Source organism: Pseudoalteromonas sp. AWH4_217 (genome assembly GCF_056161105.1).
Map to the genome: position 1 here is coordinate 92,929 of NZ_JBSWYM010000004.1, position 22,229 is coordinate 115,157.

General features: G+C 50.2%; 16 protein-coding genes. 6 read left to right on the top strand and 10 right to left on the bottom strand.

Annotation, left to right across the window (positions count from 1 at the left end):
* Nucleotides 1-89 precede the first annotated feature (89 nt).
* Both ACXAH1_RS05630 and ACXAH1_RS05635 read right to left on the bottom strand, forming a co-directional pair.
* Nucleotides 90-2,540: a YbcC family protein gene (locus tag ACXAH1_RS05630; RefSeq protein ID WP_475194616.1), complete on the bottom strand. Its 2,451-nt coding sequence runs from the start codon at nucleotides 2,538-2,540 to the stop codon at nucleotides 90-92.
* A gap of 1 nt (nucleotide 2,541) precedes the next feature.
* Nucleotides 2,542-4,116 carry an NADH-quinone oxidoreductase subunit L gene (locus ACXAH1_RS05635; RefSeq protein ID WP_475194621.1) on the bottom strand — a complete coding sequence of 525 codons (1,575 nt, stop codon included), beginning with the start codon at nucleotides 4,114-4,116 and terminating at the stop codon, nucleotides 2,542-2,544.
* 102 nt (nucleotides 4,117-4,218) lie between these two features.
* Here ACXAH1_RS05635 and ACXAH1_RS05640 point away from each other — a divergent pair, with 102 nt between their 5' ends.
* From ACXAH1_RS05640 to ACXAH1_RS05655, 4 genes are all read left to right on the top strand, one after another.
* On the top strand, nucleotides 4,219-5,094 hold the full coding sequence (locus ACXAH1_RS05640; RefSeq protein WP_475194626.1) for a LysR family transcriptional regulator: 876 nt from the start codon (nucleotides 4,219-4,221) through the stop codon (nucleotides 5,092-5,094).
* 72 nt (nucleotides 5,095-5,166) lie between these two features.
* Nucleotides 5,167-6,636 (top strand): dGTPase, encoded by a 1,470-nt coding sequence (dgt, locus tag ACXAH1_RS05645; protein WP_475195120.1) that lies wholly within the window; start codon nucleotides 5,167-5,169, stop codon nucleotides 6,634-6,636.
* Nucleotides 6,637-6,913: 277 nt separating this feature from the next.
* Nucleotides 6,914-7,123: a cold-shock protein gene (locus tag ACXAH1_RS05650; protein ID WP_010385841.1), complete on the top strand. Its 210-nt coding sequence runs from the start codon at nucleotides 6,914-6,916 to the stop codon at nucleotides 7,121-7,123.
* A gap of 169 nt (nucleotides 7,124-7,292) precedes the next feature.
* Nucleotides 7,293-8,429 (top strand): hypothetical protein, encoded by a 1,137-nt coding sequence (locus ACXAH1_RS05655; protein ID WP_475194631.1) that lies wholly within the window; start codon nucleotides 7,293-7,295, stop codon nucleotides 8,427-8,429.
* Nucleotides 8,430-8,505: 76 nt separating this feature from the next.
* On the opposite strand, the gene ACXAH1_RS05660 is transcribed toward ACXAH1_RS05655, so the two are convergent.
* The 7 genes from ACXAH1_RS05660 to ACXAH1_RS05690 form a co-directional block, all read right to left on the bottom strand.
* The gene (locus ACXAH1_RS05660) at nucleotides 8,506-9,000 is read right to left on the bottom strand and encodes a GNAT family N-acetyltransferase (RefSeq protein ID WP_475194633.1); all 495 of its coding nucleotides are present in this window, start codon (nucleotides 8,998-9,000) and stop codon (nucleotides 8,506-8,508) included.
* A 142-nt stretch (nucleotides 9,001-9,142) separates the two neighbouring features.
* Nucleotides 9,143-10,501: a DUF3526 domain-containing protein gene (locus tag ACXAH1_RS05665; RefSeq protein ID WP_475194636.1), complete on the bottom strand. Its 1,359-nt coding sequence runs from the start codon at nucleotides 10,499-10,501 to the stop codon at nucleotides 9,143-9,145.
* Nucleotides 10,488-11,927 (bottom strand): ABC transporter permease, encoded by a 1,440-nt coding sequence (locus tag ACXAH1_RS05670; protein WP_475194639.1) that lies wholly within the window; start codon nucleotides 11,925-11,927, stop codon nucleotides 10,488-10,490. Before ACXAH1_RS05670 ends, ACXAH1_RS05665 begins: the two co-directional genes overlap by 14 nt.
* Before the next feature lie 39 nt (nucleotides 11,928-11,966).
* Nucleotides 11,967-12,689: an ABC transporter ATP-binding protein gene (locus ACXAH1_RS05675; protein WP_475194641.1), complete on the bottom strand. Its 723-nt coding sequence runs from the start codon at nucleotides 12,687-12,689 to the stop codon at nucleotides 11,967-11,969.
* Between the two features lie 162 nt (nucleotides 12,690-12,851).
* On the bottom strand, nucleotides 12,852-13,304 hold the full coding sequence (locus ACXAH1_RS05680; RefSeq protein ID WP_475194644.1) for a hypothetical protein: 453 nt from the start codon (nucleotides 13,302-13,304) through the stop codon (nucleotides 12,852-12,854).
* Nucleotides 13,305-13,313: 9 nt separating this feature from the next.
* The gene (locus tag ACXAH1_RS05685) at nucleotides 13,314-14,579 is read right to left on the bottom strand and encodes an MFS transporter (protein ID WP_475194647.1); all 1,266 of its coding nucleotides are present in this window, start codon (nucleotides 14,577-14,579) and stop codon (nucleotides 13,314-13,316) included.
* Nucleotides 14,580-14,584: 5 nt separating this feature from the next.
* Nucleotides 14,585-15,406, bottom strand: a complete 822-nt coding sequence (locus ACXAH1_RS05690) for a nicotianamine synthase family protein (protein ID WP_475194649.1) — start codon at nucleotides 15,404-15,406, stop codon at nucleotides 14,585-14,587.
* A 165-nt stretch (nucleotides 15,407-15,571) separates the two neighbouring features.
* Between ACXAH1_RS05690 and ACXAH1_RS05695 the strand changes: the two genes are divergently transcribed.
* Nucleotides 15,572-16,744 carry an efflux RND transporter periplasmic adaptor subunit gene (locus ACXAH1_RS05695; protein ID WP_475194651.1) on the top strand — a complete coding sequence of 391 codons (1,173 nt, stop codon included), beginning with the start codon at nucleotides 15,572-15,574 and terminating at the stop codon, nucleotides 16,742-16,744.
* Nucleotides 16,741-19,845, top strand: a complete 3,105-nt coding sequence (locus ACXAH1_RS05700; RefSeq protein ID WP_475194655.1) for an efflux RND transporter permease subunit — start codon at nucleotides 16,741-16,743, stop codon at nucleotides 19,843-19,845. The genes ACXAH1_RS05695 and ACXAH1_RS05700 overlap by 4 nt, the downstream gene beginning before the upstream one ends.
* 150 nt (nucleotides 19,846-19,995) lie before the next feature.
* On the opposite strand, the gene ACXAH1_RS05705 is transcribed toward ACXAH1_RS05700, so the two are convergent.
* Entirely contained in the window at nucleotides 19,996-22,119 is a 2,124-nt protein-coding gene (locus tag ACXAH1_RS05705) for a TonB-dependent siderophore receptor (protein WP_475194658.1), read from the bottom strand.
* Nucleotides 22,120-22,229: the final 110 nt, after the last annotated feature.

A 22,229-nucleotide genomic window follows, 5' to 3' on the forward strand; every position in this document is an offset into this window, starting at 1 on the left:
ACCAAGCACCGTGGTAATAAAAAAGCGGCAACCCAGAGGTTGCCGCTTCGTGCCCCACAGCTTTGTTCTGGTAGTACAAATTCCAGAAGTCAAAGACACTGTACTATTTTTGATTCTTCATCTGATACGGACGATTCAACCGACACCGGCCACCAGCGATTTTGATAAAATCGGCTTATCTCGCCCGTCTGTTGCCACTGAAATACGTACAACCACTCATTATCGATCAACTGCCTGACCACCTCATGACGCTCAGCAATCTCTTTAATCGCAGATTTAGGTGCTGCCAGATAAACAGACAGGCGTAACACCTGATGCATCCAGTCGTATCCGTTGTGTAGCGACTGCATTGCAAGACCGGTTCGCAAGTCGCCGCCATTGCCCTCAAATACCCCGATATTGCCGCCCACCGCGTTGTGCAACACCTTATTACCACTGCCAAAGTGCAGATTATCTGTGGTCGAGGCATTGTATTGCATATTGATCCAGTGGGTTACCAGCATTGGGGCAGTCATAATGGCTTCCAGAACCTGATAGTCTGGATCCTGCTGATACTGATAATCATGCAAAAAGCTGCGCCCCTGTAAATTAATACCCTGAGTCCAGCTACGGGGTGCAACAATAAATGCAGCATTGTTTGCCAGCCCCCACTCTGGACGAGTCTGAGACCAATCCAGGCTGCGTGCTATCAGGGCCTGATCCAGCGCTTCCCGACTTGCATCAGCTAACTGAGTGTCCAGCTTTGTCGCCCGCTCTTTTTGTGCAGCCGCCGTAGCCCCCTGAAGCCATAACTCAATCTGAGCGTCCGGCTGTTCATCATAACAACGAATATGATCTGTGGTGGTATTGTGCAGTGCAGCTACAAATTTTGTCTGCTCTGGGATCTCAATCCCCAGCTCAGGTAATGCCGCACGCACCGCCTTGTCATTGAGTAACCAGGCCAGCACTTTGACGTTCACTTCACCACTTTGTCCACCGCACGCACCGCACCCAAGTCCCGCTTCCTGCAAGTTATTGGTAGAGTGGCTGCCATGCCCAACCAAGAGCACAGTCGGGGCGAACTGCTCAAACCCCATTGCATTCAGCACGCCAGCGGCCAGGCCCGCCTTTTGTTGTGCGCTCAGTTCCTCTCCATTTTGTGTCAACGACCAGTCCTGACTATTCGTCAGCTTGTCAACCGGATGGGCCTGTTCAGATGCAAAGAAGGCTTTTTTCAGTAATTTAAAGGTATCCAGCCAGCCTGCCGATTCCACCATAGAGAATGAGGCCGTGGCCGATTTAGAAAATGCCTGCCAGCGGGCGCCTGCATTGAGCGAAGCGGCGCCATGTTTATCTGCCTGGCTATGAGAGGCCACCAGACTTGGTAACAGCAAACCCGGGCATTGAGGGCGATTCACATCTGCCTGTTGCACCTGGTATGAAATCGGTAAACCAAAGAAGCCCGCAAACCCCATCGTCTGTACCCCATCGCTTTGCGCTTCAAGCGCGCGACGATAAACCTCAGAACGTACATCGATACAAAATGCGGCTTGACACTGTATGGCCTGTGCCGGCTGATTTGCCGGACAACTCAGTGCCTTGTGCAATTGCTGCTGATAGCTCAGCTCTGCTGCTCTGGCCCAGATCCACAGGGGCTTTTGTTGCGCTTGATGTTGCGCTGGTTGTTCCGACAGCATTGCGAGAGATTGCTTCCATTTATGCGCCAAAGTAGTAAAAAAAGTTGGAAAGTGGGCTTGCTGATAACGCCACAGCACCAGCTCCCATGCCATACGAATGGCAAGCAGATCCTGCATTTGATCCTGTGGATCGCCTTTGAGCTCGTTCTGCCAGCGCAAATAAGCGACCCAGGCGCCCCATCCGCTCACATCCAGCAGCAGCGCATGTGCGTACAACTCAACCTGGTCGTCCTGCACCCCAAAGGTATCCAGCGCTTGCGCTATCAAAACCCCCGGGTCGTCTGGCAACTGTTTAAAATAGCGGTGCAGATCAGGCTCATCCAACACGATACTGAGCCCGCGATCGCGCTGACTAACCGCCAGCCAGTGCGTGTACAGAGCAGGCTGCGCATTGCTGTGCTCACGATGCAACATGGGCTGAGCTTGTTGAAAATGCGCAGCGCAGAACTGGCTGATCTGATGAATGATTTCATCTCTCCAGGCCATTTTGTGACGCGCCCTGTGCTCATCCAATAACGCTGACAATGACTGCCAGGGTGCCTGCTCTGGCGCACGTTCCAGTGCCTGAACCAGCTCGGCAGCACTCATACCTAGCCCTGACTCTGCCAGCGCCATGTGCAGTGACTGCTCGCTGATCAGGCCTCGTCGATACCAGTCCAGATAATCGCTGGCTGGCATCAGCATTGAAATCCCCGCCAGCGCGCTGAGCCGTGCGCTGACCTGTTCAATTCGCTCGTGGCGCATCGGCCAGTAGGGGCTGACTGCTATCATCTGGTCCAGCGGCCAGCTGGGTGCCAACTTCTGGCAGGCAGCCTGGACAGACATCCGCTGTGCCCGAGTAAGTGTGCGAATATCACTTGCCATGTTAAGACTCCTGAATTAATCCATGCGGGCGCTTGACAGCGCATTGCGATTTGACTCGGGCCGGCAGCTTCACCGGCCACACTTTCAATGTCAGCCGGGTCCACCACTCATCCAGATACAATCCGGCAAACAGCACCACAGACAGGCTTTGTACCTTAGAGTGTGCTGCCCGGTAGGTTAGTAGCCAGTTCAATACAAACAGGCTTGCAAACAGCGCCAGCACCACACTATCCGCCGCACTCAGAGGCGCTTCATGTAGCGCCACATTAGCAAAGACGGTCTGCGCCAGCAGGGTTTTCAGGGCTGCATAACTGGCCAGCAACAGCACACTGAGCGCCACCACACCAACCCATGGCAGACTGTGGTGCGCACTGCTGCGCTGTGCCAGCAGCAAGGTTAGCGACATTGCCAGTAAGGCCCACATACTCAGGGCTGTGCCCTGACCCACCAGCCAGTAGGTCACAGCAACCAGACTAACACTCAGCAGCGCTGCGCCCAGCCAGCGTGTCATAGACGGGCTGACAGGGACTGCCAGACGTGCCTGGAGGTTTTCGCGAACTGCGTTGCCTGAGTTAAGAAAAGCGTGAGCCTTGTAGGCCGAGTGGGCCAATAAATGTAGCAGTGCCAGCTCGTAAAGGCCCAATGCACATTCAACCAGCATCAGACCCATCTGCGCACTGGTTGACCAGGCCAGGCGAACCTTAACACTCACCCGGGTTGTCATGATCAGCGCAGCCAGAACTGTTGTCAGGCCACCGGCAAGCAGCAAGAGCCACTGCGCAATGGCGACCTGCATAACCAGAGGTGCAAACACTATCATTAAGAAGCCACCCAGATTGATAACACCCGCATGTAACAAAGCACTGACCGGCGTAGGTGCTTCAACCACCTGCATCAGCCAGCCATGTACCGGCAACTGTGCACATTTGATGAGCGCAACGAGTACCAGCGATACTGCGGCAATCTGGGTGTAAACACTGACTTCAGGGTTGGGAGCCTGATAATGTGCCACAATATCGGTCAACAAAAAGGTTCCGTGAGCCTGGTATAAACACAACACGGCAATACACAGCGCCAGCTCGGCCAGACGCGCCAGAATAAATTTTTTGTGTGCGCCCAGGGCTGCACGGGGACGCTCAGGATAGAAAAGTAACAGCTGATGCAAAGCCAGGCTGATCAGCGTCCAGCCCAGTAAAAGCAGCAGCAAGTGATTGCTCAACACCACCAGAGACACCGCCGCCAGGGTGCCAAGCAGCCAGCGCCAGTAAACATTCAGGCGCGGCTCACCAGCCATATAGTTAAGAGAAAAGCGCATCAGAATAATGGCCATAAATATCACCAGAGCAAACATGAACAGTCCCAGTGAGGTGACATGAACCCATTGAGTGAAGGCACTGTCGGGAAGTATCTTAGTGTCGACGCTCTGCCCTGCAAGGGCTGCGACCAACAGAACCAACAGCCAGCCAGAGAAGACAGTTACAAACCGTTTGCCGATGCGTTCGGCACGGCCGCAGTGCCAGGCACTGAGCGCAAAACTGAGCGTGATGACGAGCATCATCATTAATGATATTGACATAATTATCCCACTCCATTCAGAACGGGCTCAGTATGTCAGACGTTGAAAGATATAAAAAATATATATATTCTAACTAAACCATATATTTTTTATAACTATTAAATGAGCCGCCTCAACTATCACCACCTCTACTATTTCTGGCGTGTTGCCAAAGCTGGTAGCCTGACGCAGGTTGCTCAGGATGTACACATTTCTCAGTCCGCCCTGTCAATCCAGATTAAACGGCTGGAACACACGATGGGCGTCTCATTATTCGAAAAACAGGGCCGCCGGCTAACTCTGACCGATGCAGGCAAACAAGTATTGGTGTATGCCGACGATATTTTTTACAAAGGCGAAGAGCTAGAGTCCTTTTTATTGAAAGGTGTAGCGACCGAACGACAACACCTGTCCATTGGCGTGCAGACCACCTTGTCGCGAAACTTCATAGAAAGTTTTATCAGTCCTTTACTCTGTGATCCTCACATCAGCTTTACCCTGACTACCCGGGATATGGATACTTTGCTGCAAGGGTTAAGTAATCATGAATTGGATCTGGTTCTCACCAATCGCCTGGCCAGTCAGGATGAAGCCCGCTGGCATACACAGTTGGTATCGCGGCAGCAGGTTGCCATCGTTGGCCCGAAAGGTGCCGGTATCAGCAGTGAATTTCCGACAGGGTATGACAAGGTACGCTGGGTACTACCGGGACCCACCACTGAGATCCGCTCAGCCTTTAACGCCCTGTGTGCAGCGCATGAGTATAAGCCCGACATTCAGGCCGAAGTCGATGACATGGCGATGCTGCGACTACTGGCCAGAGACAGCGGCGCCCTGGCGGTGTTACCCCCGGTGGTTGTCAAAGATGAAATAGCCCAGGGCTTGCTGGAGCAGTATCAAAGTAAACTGCCCATTTATGAGCACTTTTACGCCATTACCACGTCCCGTAAATTTGTCCCTCAGGCCTTGCTGGACTTGCTCAAACAACCTCTGGCATAACGACTTAAGGTGTTGCTTTATGGATATAAAACAGACAACATAGCAATATAAACACAGTCATAAGGACAGATGATGGCGACCTTAAGCAGTAAGATCCAAGCGGATCGTCCTCACGCATTTTCCAGCCCGTTATTCAAACAATTTGAAAGCGACCGCAACCGCATCATCACTTCGGCTGCCGTGCGTCGGCTGCAACAAAAAACTCAGGTGTTCCCGCTTGAGCGCAACGCCGCCGTTCGCTCCCGGTTAACCCACTCTTTGGAGGTGCAGCAGGCCGGTCGTTATATCTGTCAGTTGATCTGTGAATTACTCGAGCCACAAAGTAACCATCAGTCTTTGAGCAGTGAGTATCAGCGTATGCTGGAGTCCATTGTGGAAATGGCCTGCTTAATGCACGACATAGGTAATCCGCCCTTTGGCCACTTTGGCGAGGCTGCTATCAGTGACTGGCTGGACGGCCACATTGATGGGCTCTTCAAACAGCTTAGCGGACGTGCAATGCACCCCGATATACTGAGAGATCTGACCCACTTTGAGGGCAATGCGCAGGGGATCCGTCTGGTGCATACCCTGCTTAACCTGAACCTCACCTACTCACAGGTGTCAGGCATTATGAAGTACACCCGTTGTGGTACCGAAGCACCGCCAGAACAACAGCAGCCACTGGGCTATCTTAAGAAAAAAGTGGGCTTCTACCTCAGTGAACAGGGTTATATTGACAGGCTCACAGAGACATTAAGCATTGCGCCGGGTTGTCGGGCACCTTTTTCTTATATCATGGAAGCCGCCGATGATATTTCCTACGGCATGGCCGACCTTGAAGACGCTGTAGAGAAGAACATATTAAGTTATTCGCAGCTCCAAACCGCTCTGCTCAACACCTATGCGGCACTCAGCGCACACTTACCCGAGTCAGATCGGGGGCTAATGGCAGACATGATCCGGGTTGCCACGCGCCGTAGTGAAAAAATCGCAGGCAATCAGAGTCAGTTTTTTGTCTTTTTGCGGGTTGAGGTGAACCAAAAACTGCCAAAGCATGCGGCTGAACAGTTCGTCAATAATCTGGATGCGGTGACAGCCGGACACTTCAATCAGGCGCTGATTGAAGATAGCAGTGCCTGTCACCTGCTCATCAAAACCTTTAAGCAGGTTGCTAAAAAATGGGCCTTTTCTCACCCTGAGGTTGAAGGTCGTGAGTTGCAGGGCTATCGGGTTATCAGCGGTTTGCTCAATATCTATGAACCACTGCTTCAACTGAGTAAAGCGCAGTTTGCGCAGCTGATGGACATTCCACTCACCACAGATACGCAAGTCCCCGCTATCTCTATCTATTCCGCCAGACTGTTTAAAAAGCTCCCCGAGAAACACAAACAGGCTTATCGAAGTGCACTTAACAGCGACACCATGAATGCCGCCATACCCGACCTCGCAGAACAGGAGTTTTATCTAAGAGTCCGATTGGTCATTGACTATATCAGTGGCATGACAGACCAATTCGCCTTCGATGAATATCGGGCTTTTCAGGTTATAGACGAAATCTAGGTGGGGACCAATGTCCTGTACGCTCTTTGTACTGTTTTGTTATGGTCAGCCGAAGGTGCGCCACAAGATAAATTTAAAATTTGTACAAATAATACTAGACAGACACAGAGAGTCCCTGTAGAGTGAAGGCCGCTAGAAAGAAAGTCGATATTTACATCCTACAATTCGTTGTTTTACACCGCGTAACACAACCTGCAGTATTTAAGTTTCACCTCTACTTTTGATGCATTCACACCTATCGAAGGTTAATTTTTTATTTATATTACAGGTTAATACTATGTCTAACACAGTTACTGGTACAGTTAAGTGGTTCAACGAGTCTAAAGGTTTTGGTTTCATTTCTCAGGAAAATGGCCCTGACGTATTCGCTCACTTCAGCGCTATCCAAGGCGACGGCTTCAAAACTTTGGTTGAAGGCCAGAGCGTAGAATTCACAGTGTCTCAGGGTCAAAAAGGTCCTCAGGCTGACAAAATCGTAGTTCTTTAATTACTACGCATTTTGCAAGAAAAGCGAGCTAAGGCTCGCTTTTTTCGTTTCTGCTCTTTCTACCTTTCTCCTGCTACATGAAAAGCTGCATGAAAAATCTGCACCTTAATAAATTTGTCACACCCCTCTGAGCTGCTAGCCTTGAGAAGACAACTCAAGGAGAGACATTATGAAAGCACGGAATGCGCTCATTAGCGCCGCACTGGGTTTATGCTGCCCGGTTTTTGCAAATACACCATATACCTCAACCCTGTCCAGCCAGTTTTATTATGATGGTTTGATAATGGCGCCCGATGGCAGTGGCTACTTTGGCCAGCAATGGTTCGAAAACGCCACCGAGGTCACCCTCTACCCTAAAAATGGCAATACCGCCATATGGACACTCACGTTAACCAACGGCCAGGGCCTGCCCATAGTGGGTGAGCCGGTTAAGATAAATTCAGCGCCTCTTGCCCTGACCACGCCACAATGGCGCGACCCGACAGGTATGGCAGCCCGATTTAGCAGCAGTGTACGCGCTAAAGTTCTGACCCGGATTGAACAAGGCCTGTTTCGTTTAACGGCACCCTACAACGTATCCGCTCCGGTAACGGATGCCAAAGGCCAGGTTGTTGTCTCGATTGACAATTTTCATAGCTGTGGCAACGACGGTACGCCAGGCACAGACCAGTTCATCGCTCAGACCAGCACCCATCATCTCGAATTAAAAGTGAAATGCGCAGTCACCGGGCTGGTTGCTATCCCTGACACACCGTCGCAGGGTCTGACAACGTCAGGATTGGTAGGCCGTCATTTACACCCAGACTTACTCACGGCGCTGCAAAACCTGGGTCAAGCCTGGCATGCCCAGCCCGATAAGCCAGCAGGTATGCCCGATCACTTAACCATTACTGGTGCCACGATGCGCTGGGGTGGTATAAACCCGCCGCACTTTACCCATAAGTTTGGTGGCACGGTGGACATTCGTCCGATCGGCACCCAAAGTGGCCCCATCAGTGTCGGCGATGCGGCGTATGACCGCCAGGCGACACAAAGCCTGGTAGATGCACTGGTCCAGCTGGGCGCCACTCAGATCATCTTTGCCGATAACCTCACGGGTGTAACCCAGGTCAAAGCCAATCACAAAAACCACCTGCATGTAAGCTTTCTACGCGAACCACTGGAACCCTGGCATTATGATGAGTCAGATAGCGATGACGAGGGCCTGCACTGGCACGATTATGAAGGCATCTATGATACCCGGTATTTTATCCCCGAGGTAAAACAGCTTAAACCTGATGCATTTAAATTTAACTTGAAGAGATAAACAACGAAGACGGGCTGCGGTTAATCCGGCCCGTCATTGCTTTATTATTGCCGATAGCATGTTGCCGATAACGATTTCAGCAGACGAGCAGCTTGCCAAACAAACGGGCGTCACAAAAAGAACCGTTTTTGTAGATTGCCTTGCGACGTACCCCTTCAAATTCAAAGCCTGCTTTTTCCAGTACCCGCTCAGAACGCGCGTTTTGTGCGAAAACCACTGCTTCTAATCGAACCAGGTCTGTGGTGGCTTCAATCTCGTCTGTCAGCAACTGCAATGCCCGGCCGGTAATGCCTTTGCCCCAATATTCTTCAGCCAGCCAGTAGCCAATTTCTGCGCTGCGACAATACTCAAAGGTGCCCTGACGCGCCCCGATGCATCCAACCAACGCACCGTCCAGAATAATCGCTCGGGTGATCCCTTCTCGACTGCCCGTGTTGATCCACCACTGCGCATCTTCCACAGTGTAAGGAGAAGGGACTTTTGGTGACAAAAAGTGCACCGTCGCCGGATTATTTAAATAGCGAACCAAGCTTGATTCATCGGCAGGTTCAAATGGTCTGAGTGATAACATGACAGTCCCTTAGCGAATGGATAAAATTAGAAACATCCATCCTACTTTGCATTACCTGATACGACAACTGTCTTTTTCAACAATTACTTATGCTGTTGGCTAAAGCATACGGGCGAGTACCGCCCGTATTAACTGAGGCGGGTTACAGTGGCTTTACTTGTCGGATCCTGACAATCGCCAGTGCAGCAATGATCAATACAAATACAGCACTGACCGGCAATTTCCACAGGCCATTTTGTGTCTCCATGGGTTGTGCTTTAAACAACGGAAAGTCTTCCACATCCTGACGTGTCACCGGCTTATCGAAAAACAGGAAATCATAGAAGAAATGGCGAATAGTCTGATGATATTCAGCCACCTGCTGTCGATATTGCAGCTGATAACCACTGCTGGTATTGGCAAGTTCGTTCAGGGTGAGCTGGAAAAACAGTGCCGGAGACAGTACGCTGAGTGATTGCAGGCGCGCCTGACGTGCCTGATTGTTTCTTATGTTCTCCTCAACAATGGCCTGTACTGCAAGGTCACTCATGTGCTGCTGAGCGTAGTACCACTTCCAGTCAAATGCCTCACCCAGCGGAGCCGTATCCTGCCAGGCGGGTTCGTGTGTCAGAAACTCATTGAGCGTGGCTTGTTTGTCTTTGTCCCAGCCATCATTAAGCGTCATACGTTGTTGCAGTGTTATCTCAAGGGGCGCATCACTTAGGTACTGTGCAGACAAGTATAAGTGCACAGCGCCCGGCACCAGCAGTGCCAGAACGACCCAGCTGCTTAGATAGGCCAGGCTATTGACCACGCTGCTTTTGCCAAAGCTCATGATCAATGTGGCCAGCGCAAACCAGAACACCATATACAGGCTGGTTGCCCCCAGTACAATCCAAAATAAGGCGTCAAAAGGCAAAGACAGTATCACAGCGGCACTGACCAGCAGGGTAACCACCAGCAACCAGATCACCACAAACCTCAGCGCGATTTGTTTGCCAAGCAACCTGAAGGCGCTATTAGGCAACGCATTGAGCAATCGCCAGCGGCCAGCATGCTGCTCGTCTGAGATCAGAGTAACCGTCAGAATTCCTATCACCAATGGCAGAAAGTAAACCAGTACAAAGCCAAGGTCCAATCCGCCAGCCCGTTGCTGAGCCGGGTTGACAATTTCGCGATTGAAGAACTGACTTTGCAGTGCTGTGGCACGCACTTTAGACGCGACCATAGAGGATGGTGTTTCCCCTACAAACAGCGCAGCCCATGGGCTCAGCTTCCACTCTGTTGGTGCACTGGCGTAATATGCCAAAGAGCCCGCAGCCGGCAGTGTATCGCGGCTGTTCACATGTTCCCGCTCCTTCTGAAATACCACCATAGATTTATACTGGTCGATACGCACCGACTTGTAACCAAGCGCGCCCTGATAAATGGCAAATACACCCGATACGATAAATAACACCAGGACCAGCTTATTGATGGTACCGGCAATCAAGCGTTTGCATTCAAGTTTAAACAGCAGCATAAATCCTCCTCTGCATCCTATTTGAGTTCAGGAAAATATACAGCGCTATCACCGCCAGCAGCGGCAAAGCCCAGGCCAGAGAAAAAGCGTTCAGTGACCACCTCAGCGTGGGCATGGTGTAATGAAACGCATCAAACTCCTGCCAGTAGGACTTATCAACGCGTTGTGCTCTGTCGTTGTGATGATGGATCTCTTTGGTGTGCAACTGATTAAGCTTTTGAATACGCGCGTATCTGTGTGCCTCTGCCTGTTGTTCAAAGTCCAGGAAGTGACGGGTATCGGTGCGCGTCAGTGCCATGGAAAAGTCACGCACAAACAGATAAGGGTTAACCCAGTAAAACTGGCTGACAAACTGTCGCTGTGCATCAAACTGGGCAACCTGCTGTTGATAGTGCTTTTTGTAGATTTCGGCGTTGAGTTTCTCGCCTTCTTGCATCACCAACCCTTTGTAGTTAACAGGCAGCTCTTCGACCGAAGACACACCATACTTTTTCAGCGTGTCTTCGCGGAATTTACTAAAGTACGGATCGTTCGGGTTGTGACTGTCGCCCACTTTGCGGTTATCCAGCTTGATCGCCAGTTCAAAGTCATTACGCTTTTGGTGGGGGTATTGGTGATGGGCAAATTCCGCCAGCATGCGCGGCATCAGAATAGTCAGGATAAACCACACCGAGGTTAGCAATACTAGTGCCTGTTTGGGGGCTTTTACCAGACTCGACACCAGCAAAGTCACGGCAATCCAGAACAGGCAGTAAAGCAGATAAGCCCCCAATAACAGCAACAACCTTAACGGTGCTTCTGAAGAGAATTGTGCGCCAGCACTGGCCGCCAGGCCCAGTGCTAACACAAACACGGGTAAGATAAAGATCACAGATAAGAACAAGTAACTGAGACTTTTTCCTGTCACCAGCGCGCGGAATGACACGCCCATCGACATCAGCTGCCGTAATGTGCCACTTTTTTGCTCGCCACTGACACTGGCAAAGCCCAGTGCAATGATCAGCAACGGCCAGATGATCAGCAATATATTGGCACTACTGAGCTCGGAAAAGCGCAGCAGGGTTCCGCCGTCCTGATCGTTTGCAAAGTTAGCACTATTTTGTTTGTGTGCTTCCAAAAAGATACTGTCGCCGACCCAGGCGTTCACACCCAGATCAAAAAAGCTCAGTGCGCTGGGCGGGCGAAATGCAAAGTGGCCAAAATGCGCGACCCGATGCGGGTGTCTGTCGGGCTGAGCATTCCACTGCTGCTCGACAATTTCCTGCGCTTTGGTTTGGGTTTGGACACTTTGCTGGTACTGCTGCCACCCTGTAAACAAGGCAACCGCCAGCAATAGCTGAGTCATAACAAAGAGCAACCACAGGCTCGGGCTTTTGCGCTTACTGGCCAGTTCATGGCGACAGATCTGCATTATTTTATTATTCATGTGTCAGACAATTCCTGTTTATACATCGACAAGTCAGCTCTAGCTGGCTGCTCGCATGGCGGCTTTCCCTGAAATGAGTTCATGGTAGGTGGTTTCTAAACTGCTCAGAGGCAATTTATTGTTATCCAGCAATGTCAGTAACTGACCCTTATCCATAATACCGATTTTATTTGCCAGCGTGTGGGCACAGTAAAAGTCATGCGTGACCATCAAAATAGCCGCGCCTTTTTTTGCCAACCGCTCAATAATGCCGATGAATTCCAGCGTCGCACTTGGATCCAGACCAGAGGTTGGTTCATCCAGCAACAAAACTTTAGCCTGACGCATAATCGCAAATGCGATACCGACCTTTTGCCGCATGCCTTTCGAGTAATTTTTTAATGATTGTTTGCGGGCATTTGGTTCCAGGCCGGTTTCGTCCAGCGCTGCGTGGATCTGTGCGTCACTGACCGTCAATCCAGACAGACTGGCAAGGTACTTGAGGTTATCAATGGCATTAAACTCCTGATACAGGTTTACCTGCTCAGGTAAGTACACCAACTTGTCTTTACTGCTGGCACTTTGGTGCACATCAATACCGTCGATCAGTGCCTGACCGCTGTCAGGCTGAAGGAAATTAAGAAAAATATTGAGTGTGGTACTTTTTCCTGCCCCATTGGCACCCAGCAGGCACATGATCTCACCCTGTGCCACTTTAAAGCTCAGATCGGTGATCACCTGCTTATCCGCAAAGGACTTGTTTAACTGTATGGCTTCTAACACTAAGAATACTCCCTGATACGATAAAAACCGCGCACGCCCAAGCCAGCTAGTGTGTCAGCCTGGTTGAGCATGAACGGTTCGAATAGACGCAATCAACGCCATGTTTAGTTATAACATAACATCAAAACACTAAATAGGAACAGTTTTTATTTACTTGTTCCATTAACCAGTTGGAACCAGAAAGCTCGCAGTGCCTGTGAAGGCGCCGCCTTCGACATGGATCTGGCCATTCTTGTAATAGACGAGGTTGTCAGAAAGTCGCTTCTTACAATGCTTAGGAAAGAACCCTTCAAAGCGGACTTCTTCAGTCGTATTGATAGTACGTTTAAACTTAATTTCTAAGTCTCTGAGGTAGACTTCCCCTACCTTTTCGGTCAACTGGTTGTCCCAGCATCCATAAATAATCCCCAGCTGGGAAATCCAGATCATGGCGCTTTGAGCACTAAAATGAAAACGGCCATCTAGGGGCATTTGAAAATGCTCAACATTAATGCGACCGTCAATATAACCGGGCTCCAAAGAGACAGAGCTAAAAGACATACGCTCTTCACGCCAGCCATTTTCGAGGTAGTCTGACATATAAGCGCGCTGCTGCGCTTGGGTTAGTTGAATCATGGTTAATCCTTACTTTGATGTAGATGGACTGGTTGTTTGAATTTGAGAATTAGCGCCGGGCGCTGCCATAAACACAGTGTTCAGCGCAGCGGTTAAGACACCGATGGCTATCAGGCAATACCAGGCGAGATTGTCATTGAGTGCCGTATAGTCAAATGCAACCCCCACCAGGGCGCTCCCTGCAATCAAGCCAACACCGGCAAACAAATAGAAAAACCCGTAATGCGTTGCAACGGATTTCCCCTCAGCCAGTACCGAAATCTGGCTCATGATAAACGGAAAGCTCACCATGGTACCGAGCGTAAATAGCATGGCCAGTAAGCTCATGGGCAGGTAATACAAAACACCCGACTGATATGCCCAGTTTGGTACCAGAGTCGCAAATGACAGTCCCATCAGGGCAATCCCTATGCTGATCCACTTTTCGGGCGACAACCAACGCTCACACAGGCGTGTTACAGGAAATTGCAAAACAATGGCGATAAGTGCGCACAAAGTCAGCACCCAGGCCACCTCTTTGGGCTCTCCTGACTGCGTCACCAGATGCAGCGGAATAGCAAAAGAGATCTGATTGATCAGCATAAAGTACCCGGACATAATGATGGAAAATAACAAGAACTTCCGATTTCCCAGTACACCCGCAATCATTGCCGATATGCCCCCTCCTTCAGATGTTGATTTGACATTGCTGCTACTTGCCTGAACCTGCTTGCCCGGCAGTAACACCACAAAGAGCAAGGCAAAGAGCGCAAAAGGTAGCGCTGATACCACACACAACACATCAAAGCTTACGGTCAGTAGCATAAGCCCGCATACGGGCCCCAATAGTTCACCGCCATTTCTCGCAACCCCGACCAGGGCAAACATCTGGGCACTGCTGAGCTCAGTTTGTTTAGAAAAATAAGACTGCGCCGCGGGTGTAAATAGCGCCCCGGCAAAGCCAGTCAAAAAGGCAGCTAAAAACAGTAACTCTGTCACCTGTGAAAATAAAAACAGACAAAAGCCCAAAGCTCTCAGCAAACAGCCTGCAACAATGGGCCTTTTAACCCCAAACAGATCGGCCAATAATCCACCGACCAGAAACAGACCTTGCTGGCAAAAAGAGCGCACACCCAAAACCAGTCCAACCAGGGTGGCGCTCAGCAGCAAGTCTTGCTTAAGGTAACCCGCTAAAAACGGGATCAGCATGTAAAAGCCCAGATTAAATACGAATGCCGCTACGAGCATGCAGCGGTACTCAACGCTGAGCTTCAGATAAGACGTAAACATGGCCATAGTCGCTAAACCGGTTTTTGCGCAATCAAAATAGAATGGAAGTTATCGGCGTAAGTCTGAATTTTTAGTTTCAGTTGAAATGGCGCCAGACCAGCCTCATCGATACTCGGATACAACAAAGTGCGCAGATTAAATGCGGTGCGAACGACCAGTTGAGCACCCGGACGCATTTGTTCGTACAAGTGCGCAATGATTTTGTCTTTTAGCTGCTCATCTCCGACCAAAGCAGCAAGCCAGATCACATCATACCGATCCAGATCGGCCTGTTCACAGATATCATTGTGAATAAAACCCATCTGATTGCCGACAGACAGCGCGCCACACACCTGCTTGCCAAGCATCAGGTCGTCGTACTGAATATCGAGGTTATCAACCTCTAACCCGGCACCATGTAATGCCAGTGAAGTCAGAGGCAAAGCACCAGAACCAACCATCAACACCCGCTTTGCCGGTTCATCGGCCAATGAGTGTATGGCATTAATTTCCAGACCTGTAGCACGTCGATAGTGTTTGAAGTATGGGTACTCTTCTTGTAACACCTGTTGCGGCGCTGTGCTGGTAACAATGCGCTGTGCCCAGTGTCGTTCATACATGCTGGATGCCAGACTAAATAAATGCTGTATCTGGGGTTTGATGGCCTTAATGTTTGTCTGAGCAAGTACCTGCTCGGCAAACTCACTGCCATGTTCATTGGACAGCAATCCTAGAAACCGATCGAAGACTGCCATTGACTCGTTGTTGATGGTCAATCCCTCCATGGCATGAATTTGTTCATAAACGTCCACAATTTGCGAGGCGTGGATCCCTACCTGATTCGCGATAGTCATAAGTAAGTCACTGCTGTACTGTTCCGATTTTATGTTATAACATAACTCATAGGTTATTTATGTGTAAACTCATTTATTCAATAAATTTTAATTAACTTAGCGACTTAAAAATCACTGAAACAAATAATTTACCATTAAAGGAAAGTGACATCCCGAGAATTTATTATGGATACAAATAAAAATAAGTCTTCTTTTCATCAACTTGAACGGCGTTATGTGGCCCTTATAGCGGTACTGATTGCGGGGGGTTCCGCATGTGCAGCCTTGCTGACTCTGGCAAGTCCGGCAAAGGACACTCAACCACAGCATGTGCAACTTCCGCTGGTATCAAGCACTCCACTGTTAGCAATAGATCATCAAACAACACTGTCATTGTCTGGGATTTTAAAACCCGCTGAGCAAACAGAGGTCGCTTTTGAGCTGCCAGGTAAAATTGCCTGGCTCAACGAAGCATTTATCGAAGGTGGCATTATTAACAAAGGCGATATACTGGCCAGGCTGGACCCCTTTGATTATCAAACTCAGTTGCTGAACAAGCAGGCCGAACTGGCGCTGGCTCAGGCACATTTATCTGAGCAAATCGCCCTCGCGGATGTGGCCAAAAAAGAATGGGCACACAGCCCCCATGTCACAGAACTGGCACTGCGCAAACCGCAGGTCGCCAGTGCCAGAGCACAACTTAAGGCGGCCGAAGCACAATTGGCGCAGGCAGAAAAAGATCTGGCCCGTACTCAGTATTATGCGCCTTACGATTCACTGGTAACACAACGAGATACTGGCCTGGGCCAGGTTATCTCTGCGGGTCAGGCGCTTGGCCGACTGGTTAACCTGAGCTACGCAGAACTCCATGTGCCTGTTGCCCAGTTTGAGCGGCCTTTTCTGCCAGTGTTACCGGCACCAAACGTGCAGATCACAGCCGAGAATGTACACCGTAAAGGCACACTTGTCCGGCATACCGGTCAGCTCAGTGACACGACAAGAATGGCCTACTATGTGATCCGGGTAGACGACCCGTATGCACTGCATAGCGCAATGCCTGCAGTCTATTTTGGCCAGTTTTTGCAGGCACAGGTTGCGGGGATCACCCTTAAGAATGTGCTGAGAGTGCCACAAGAGTGGATTAAGAACGACACACTCTGGTTGACAAATCCTCAGCAAAGGCTGGTTCAGTACTCTGCCAACATACTCCGCCGGGAACACAACTATGTTGTGCTCAGCGCCCCGCCGCTGTCAGATCATCAGGTTGTCACGCATTTGCCTGATTACCCTCAAACGGGCATGCAGGTGCGTAGCGATTTAACTCATACTCAGCTGGCAGTCAAAGGAGAAAAGCAATGACGCAGCGACACGGACTCATCAGTTATTTCGTCCATCATCCGGTGGCTGCTAACCTGCTGATGCTATTTATCGTCTGCATGGGGTTGCTCAGCTATCAGGGGCTCCAACGACAAACTTTCCCGGTGTCTGACAATAACAGGATAGTCTTAACAGCCACCCAGCTTGGCGCATCAGCCAGAGAAATCGAAGAAAACATCCTGCTTAAGATTGAACAGGCATTAAAACCACAAGTGGGTATCAAACGCCTGACCAGCCAGGCTACGCCATCACGCGGATTAGTCGATATTGAGCTGGAGCACGATCAGGATCTGCCTTACCGGTTGGATGAAATTAAAATGAAGCTGGATGCCATCGCGACATTCCCAGCAACCATGGAGCCACTGCGCATTACCGAGCGCGCACAGCGCCAGCGTGCCCTCAGTGTTGTGTTATCAGGCCCGGATAACCCGCTGGCGCTGAGAAAATTAGGTAACGAATTAAAAGATGAATTGCTGCAACTCGATGGGATCTCTCATGTTGACCTGTCTGCCATTCCCGACTACGAAGTTGCCATCGAGCTTTCTCCCATTCGCTTGCAGGAGTACAAACTGAGCCTGTCAGACGTCGTAAATGCAATCCAGACCCACGCCGATAACCTCTCCGCAGGCCAGATTAAAACCGCCCGTGGTAACATCTACCTCAGACTTGAGCAGCGGGGCTATCAGGGCAGCGCCCTTGCCAATACACCAGTCATTACCGGACCTTTGGGTGAAACTGTGCTGCTCCGAGATATTGCCACCATCAGGGATGGTTTTCGCGAGACCCTGGATGCAGGCCGCTTCAACGGTGAACAGGCGGTTTATATCATGGTGCTGGCAGCCAAAGAGCAATCACTGACCGCAGTGGTTGCACAGGTAAAAGCCTATATCGAATACAAGCGCCGGGCGTTGCCCGAGCATATTCATATCCACGAGTTTGTTGACGTTACCCATTATTTGCAGGGGCGCCTCAATATGATGCTGGAAAACCTCGCCCAGGGTGCCATTTTAGTGTTTATTGTACTGGCCGTGTTTCTGCGCACCCGCCTGGCGGTCTGGGTGATGGTCGGTTTACCGGTTTCTATGCTCGGCGCTTTTTGGTTAATGCCCCTATTTGGCATTACCATAAATCTGGTGTCATTATTTGCCTTTATTATGGTGCTTGGGATTGTGGTAGATGATGCCATCGTGATTGGCGAAAGCGTCTGTGAGCAGGTTGAATCCAATGGGCATACACCCGCTCAGGTGATCCGGGGAGCACAAAAAGTCGCGATGCCCGCCACCTTTGGTGTGCTGACCACCATTGCCGTGTTTATGCCCTTTATGTTCAGCAGCGGGCCCAACTCAGGGCAATTTATCGCCATCGCCGGGGTGTGTATCTTATGTTTGTTCTTCAGCCTGATTGAATCAAAGCTGATTTTACCGGCACACTTAGCCGCAACCCGGTTACCGCCTAAGCCGAAGGATCACTGGCGTAATCGTTTCAATGCCCGCCTTCAATACCTGCTACACAGCTATTATGCACCGCTACTCACTCGTTGTATTCACTATCGTTATGCAGTCATCGCCGGATTTATTTGCCTGCTGGTACTGGCCATCTGCCTGGTTATAAGTGGCTTATTACGCTTTACCCCTGTGCCCAAAGTGCCGCATGACTACCCGTCAATCAATATTAAAATGCATCATACGGTCTCTGAAGCACAGACACTCAACGCCGTCGAACAAATAGAGAATCTGATCAATCGGGTTGAGCATGCGATCCAGACCGAAACCGGTAAACCCATGATGGATGTGATGTATACTCGCATTGACCACCTCACTGAGGCGGAAGTGGTTGTCCCTTTGGTACCAGAAGCACAACGTCCCTTCGACACTTTCGAGCTGGCAAGGCGCTGGCGTGAACAACTGCCCGATATACCTGGCGTTAAAAAGCTCACCATTGAATCAGATGTCATCGACATCGCCGAAAAGAGCGATCTTGAATATCGCCTGTTCGCCAAAGACGCAGAAACACTGTCACGGGCAAGTCGGGACTTCATTAATCAGCTCAATACAATTCGCGGCGTACACAGTGTCTATTCTACACTGGATAACGCCCAGACTGAGTACCAGATCCAACTTAAACCACTGGCCCATCAGCTCAAGCTTAGTGCAAAGGAAGTGACTCGCCAGGTTGGTGCCCGCTTCTATGGCCTGGAAATACAACGCATTATGCGCGAAGGACAGGAAGTGGTATTCAAGGTCCGTGGCACCCTCTCAGACCGCCAGCAGCTGAGCGCGCTGCCGCACACATTGATCACTCTGCCAAATGGTGAACAGGTGTTTTTTGGTGATGTTGCGCAAACCGTTGCAGTACCGGGCTTTTCGAGTATCCATCGGGAGCAGGGCCACCAGGTCGCAACCATCAGTGCCAATATTGATACCCAATACACCGCCGTTTCACACGTGGCCGATCACATCGACTCTCAGCTTCTGCCCGAGCTGACAAGCACTTATCAGGGACTCACGACTCAACCAGGCGTGGCGCTGGAAGCACAAAAACAAGAGCAAAGCCAGGTGATGACGTTTGGCATCATTGGCTTGCTGGTGGTTTATTGCTTACTGGCACTGCCGATGAAGCGCTATCTGCAGCCGCTGATTGTGATGTCCGTGATCCCGTTTTCTGTGGTCGGGGCCCTGTGGGGACATTATCTGCTGGGATACAGTCTGAGCATGATGTCAGTCTTTGGAATTGTTGCCGCAGCGGGGGTTGTGATCAACGACTCGCTCGTCATGACTGATATGATCAATCGTCAAAGAACTGCCGGGCAAGATATGAAAGCTGCGGTAGTAGAGGCAGGTATTGGACGCTTCAGAGCCATCTTGCTTACCTCGCTGACCACGTTTTTGGGGCTGGTACCCATTATGTTTGAATCGAGTCTGCAGGCTCAGTTTGTGATACCAACGGCCATATCACTGAGCTTCTCGGTGCTGTTTGCAACCGCGGTCACTCTGCTTATGGTACCTTGCCTGTATGTGATGCTGGAGGATCTTAAACAGATCTTCACGTCATACAAACCAGCAACCAAAGCCCATCAGCTTTAAATATAGAAAACCCGACGGATATGCCGGGTTTTGTTCATCAGTGTAATATGCGCTTGCTACTTACGCTTGCGAAAATACAGATAAAAAAATGTGCCCAGGCAGGGAGCGCAAGGGCACATTAAACACTTCTAACAAGTCGAAGGGCAAAAGTTAGAACTGATAAGAAGTCGACAATAAGACCTTGCGCGGCTCGCCTGGCTGCACCCAAATCTGAGAATATGAGTTGGTAAAGTGTTTACGGTCAAAGGCATTGTGCACCTGTGCCTTCACTGACCAACGATCGCTGATGGCATATTCGGCAAACAAATTCACCGTGACGTATGAAGGCAGATAAAACTCGGTGCCGCGCTGTCCCAGTCGCTCATCGACGTACTGCGCACCTATCCCCGCAGACAACGCATTGCCATTCAGAGTATATTGCTGGCTGAGCTGAATGCTGGCTGCATTTTCCGGAATGTTCAAGAGGTCGTCGCCTTTTTTGATGGGTACGCCCAGACCAGTATCAACAGAGTCTTTATTTACCTGCGCATCCAGATACGCGTAAGAGAACTGGATCTGAATATCGCCAGGTAACTGGCCAACGACATCCAGTTCAATACCCTGACTCGTTGCTTCACCAATGGCGGCACTCTCGCCTGGGTTAAAAATATCTGCGACTATGATATTAGTCTGCTCACTGTCAAAATACGCCAGCGTAATATCCAGGTTATTGTCTAACAGCGACCATTTACTGCCGAACTCGATTGACTCGCTCTGGTTCGGGTCAAAGCTGTCATCCTTATAGTCACGACCAAAGTTCAGACGATAACCTTCACCATAGGTTGAGTACAGTGACCAGTTATCACTGAACTGATACACCACCCCTAACTGCGGGCTGAAGTGTTGCTTAGACTGTTCGGTGAATATCAATTCGAGTTTGTCGTCGGTGGTTTGTTTGAGCCAGTCAAAGCGACCCCCGATGCGGATCTGCAATGCATCAGTCAGCGCAATTTGATCCTGGATATACAACCCCGTCGCCCACTGATTTTGTTGGCGCTCAATCACCCCCTTCGGGGTCGGTGGCGTGTGCTGGCCATAGACAGGCTGATGAATATTAATGGCATACAGCTGCGCATCAGTCGGGTTATCAGTCAGCGAAGGGGCGCGAGCGACCCGATAGTCACGATCATACTCAAACCGGTCGTAGTCAACGCCCACGATAATATGATGCTTGATTGAACCCGTTGTGATATCACCCGCCAGTTCAAAGCGCGCTACATACTGATCAGTATCATAGGCACGCAACCTGCGCTGTCGCGTCAGGGTCTGAAAATCACGGTAAAGTTTTTGCCTAGAAGGTGCAATATCGGCATCACTAGACAAGCTATCCAGCTCTGTTTGCCTGAAAGCCAGTGCCGAACTCAGTTGCCAGTCGCTGTTTAAGTCATATAACCATTGAACCTGGTGACCATGCACCATAGTGGTCGTTGGGCCGTCCCCCGGCTCGCCCAGGAAACGCTCAATAGGCATAAAGTCAAAGTTACCATTCGGTGCGAGAATACCGCGGTCGAATGGGATCTCCTGCTCAGCATATTCAAAGTCATAGTGCCAGGTTGAATCTGCACTCTGATCAAACACAAATGACGCCATCAGGCCATGCTTTTGTGTTTCTATGGTGTCGCGAAAACTGTCTTCTTCCTGATAAAAACCAATAAAGCGGCCCGCAACTGAGTCAGACAATACAGTGTTGATATCTCCAACCAAACGGCGATGCGCACGGCTGCCCGCCGTCAGTTCAAACTCGCTGGATGACTGAAAGGTAGGCTTTTTAGTTACCAGATTGATTGAGCCACCCGGCTCTCCTCGGCCAAACAAAGCGGCTTTTGGTCCCTTTAGCACCTCAACCCGCTCAATGCCCGACACATCCCGGGGACCAGAGAATCCACGACCTGCGTTAAAGCCATTGACCAGATATCCGCTGGGTACGTTTTCGTCCCCAAAAAAACCACGAATAGCAAAACTGTCCCACAGACCACCCAGGCTATTCTGTCGGCTGACCGACGCAGACATATCCAACACCTGAGTTAATCCTGTTACGCCAGTTTGTTCAATCAGTTCAGAATCAAATTCGAACAGTGCTTCTGGTGATTGCAGATGAGTGAAGTTACCGCGATAAGCCTGACGCTCTCCCGTTACTTCAATTTTTTCAATGGCACTGTCGGCATGTGCAGTAAACGCCGCAGCAAGAGACAAAGAGAGTACACTTAAACGACACGCAGAGTGTAAGGGTTTCATTATCAATCCTTCATTATGATATATTATAACAACTAAGCGCGTGGACTGTACCACGAATGTAGCCAGCTGTTAAGACATAAGCTATGAAGTTTTTCTGCCGTTCAGCACTT

Excerpts from the sequence above, each read along its gene's own strand:
- ACXAH1_RS05655 (WP_475194631.1), top strand. The coding sequence starts at position 7,293 with ATGAAAGCACGGAATGCGCTCATTAGCGCCGCACTGGGTTTATGCTGC.
- dgt (WP_475195120.1), top strand. The coding sequence starts at position 5,167 with ATGGCGACCTTAAGCAGTAAGATCCAAGCGGATCGTCCTCACGCATTT.
- ACXAH1_RS05705 (WP_475194658.1), bottom strand. The coding sequence starts at position 22,119 with ATGAAACCCTTACACTCTGCGTGTCGTTTAAGTGTACTCTCTTTGTCT.
- ACXAH1_RS05650 (WP_010385841.1), top strand. The coding sequence starts at position 6,914 with ATGTCTAACACAGTTACTGGTACAGTTAAGTGGTTCAACGAGTCTAAA.
- ACXAH1_RS05635 (WP_475194621.1), bottom strand. The coding sequence starts at position 4,116 with ATGTCAATATCATTAATGATGATGCTCGTCATCACGCTCAGTTTTGCG.
- ACXAH1_RS05685 (WP_475194647.1), bottom strand. The coding sequence starts at position 14,579 with ATGGCCATGTTTACGTCTTATCTGAAGCTCAGCGTTGAGTACCGCTGC.
- ACXAH1_RS05630 (WP_475194616.1), bottom strand. The coding sequence starts at position 2,540 with ATGGCAAGTGATATTCGCACACTTACTCGGGCACAGCGGATGTCTGTC.
- ACXAH1_RS05665 (WP_475194636.1), bottom strand. The coding sequence starts at position 10,501 with ATGCTGCTGTTTAAACTTGAATGCAAACGCTTGATTGCCGGTACCATC.
- ACXAH1_RS05690 (WP_475194649.1), bottom strand. The coding sequence starts at position 15,406 with ATGACTATCGCGAATCAGGTAGGGATCCACGCCTCGCAAATTGTGGAC.
- ACXAH1_RS05660 (WP_475194633.1), bottom strand. The coding sequence starts at position 9,000 with ATGTTATCACTCAGACCATTTGAACCTGCCGATGAATCAAGCTTGGTT.
- ACXAH1_RS05640 (WP_475194626.1), top strand. The coding sequence starts at position 4,219 with ATGAGCCGCCTCAACTATCACCACCTCTACTATTTCTGGCGTGTTGCC.
- ACXAH1_RS05680 (WP_475194644.1), bottom strand. The coding sequence starts at position 13,304 with ATGATTCAACTAACCCAAGCGCAGCAGCGCGCTTATATGTCAGACTAC.
- ACXAH1_RS05695 (WP_475194651.1), top strand. The coding sequence starts at position 15,572 with ATGGATACAAATAAAAATAAGTCTTCTTTTCATCAACTTGAACGGCGT.
- ACXAH1_RS05700 (WP_475194655.1), top strand. The coding sequence starts at position 16,741 with ATGACGCAGCGACACGGACTCATCAGTTATTTCGTCCATCATCCGGTG.
- ACXAH1_RS05670 (WP_475194639.1), bottom strand. The coding sequence starts at position 11,927 with ATGAATAATAAAATAATGCAGATCTGTCGCCATGAACTGGCCAGTAAG.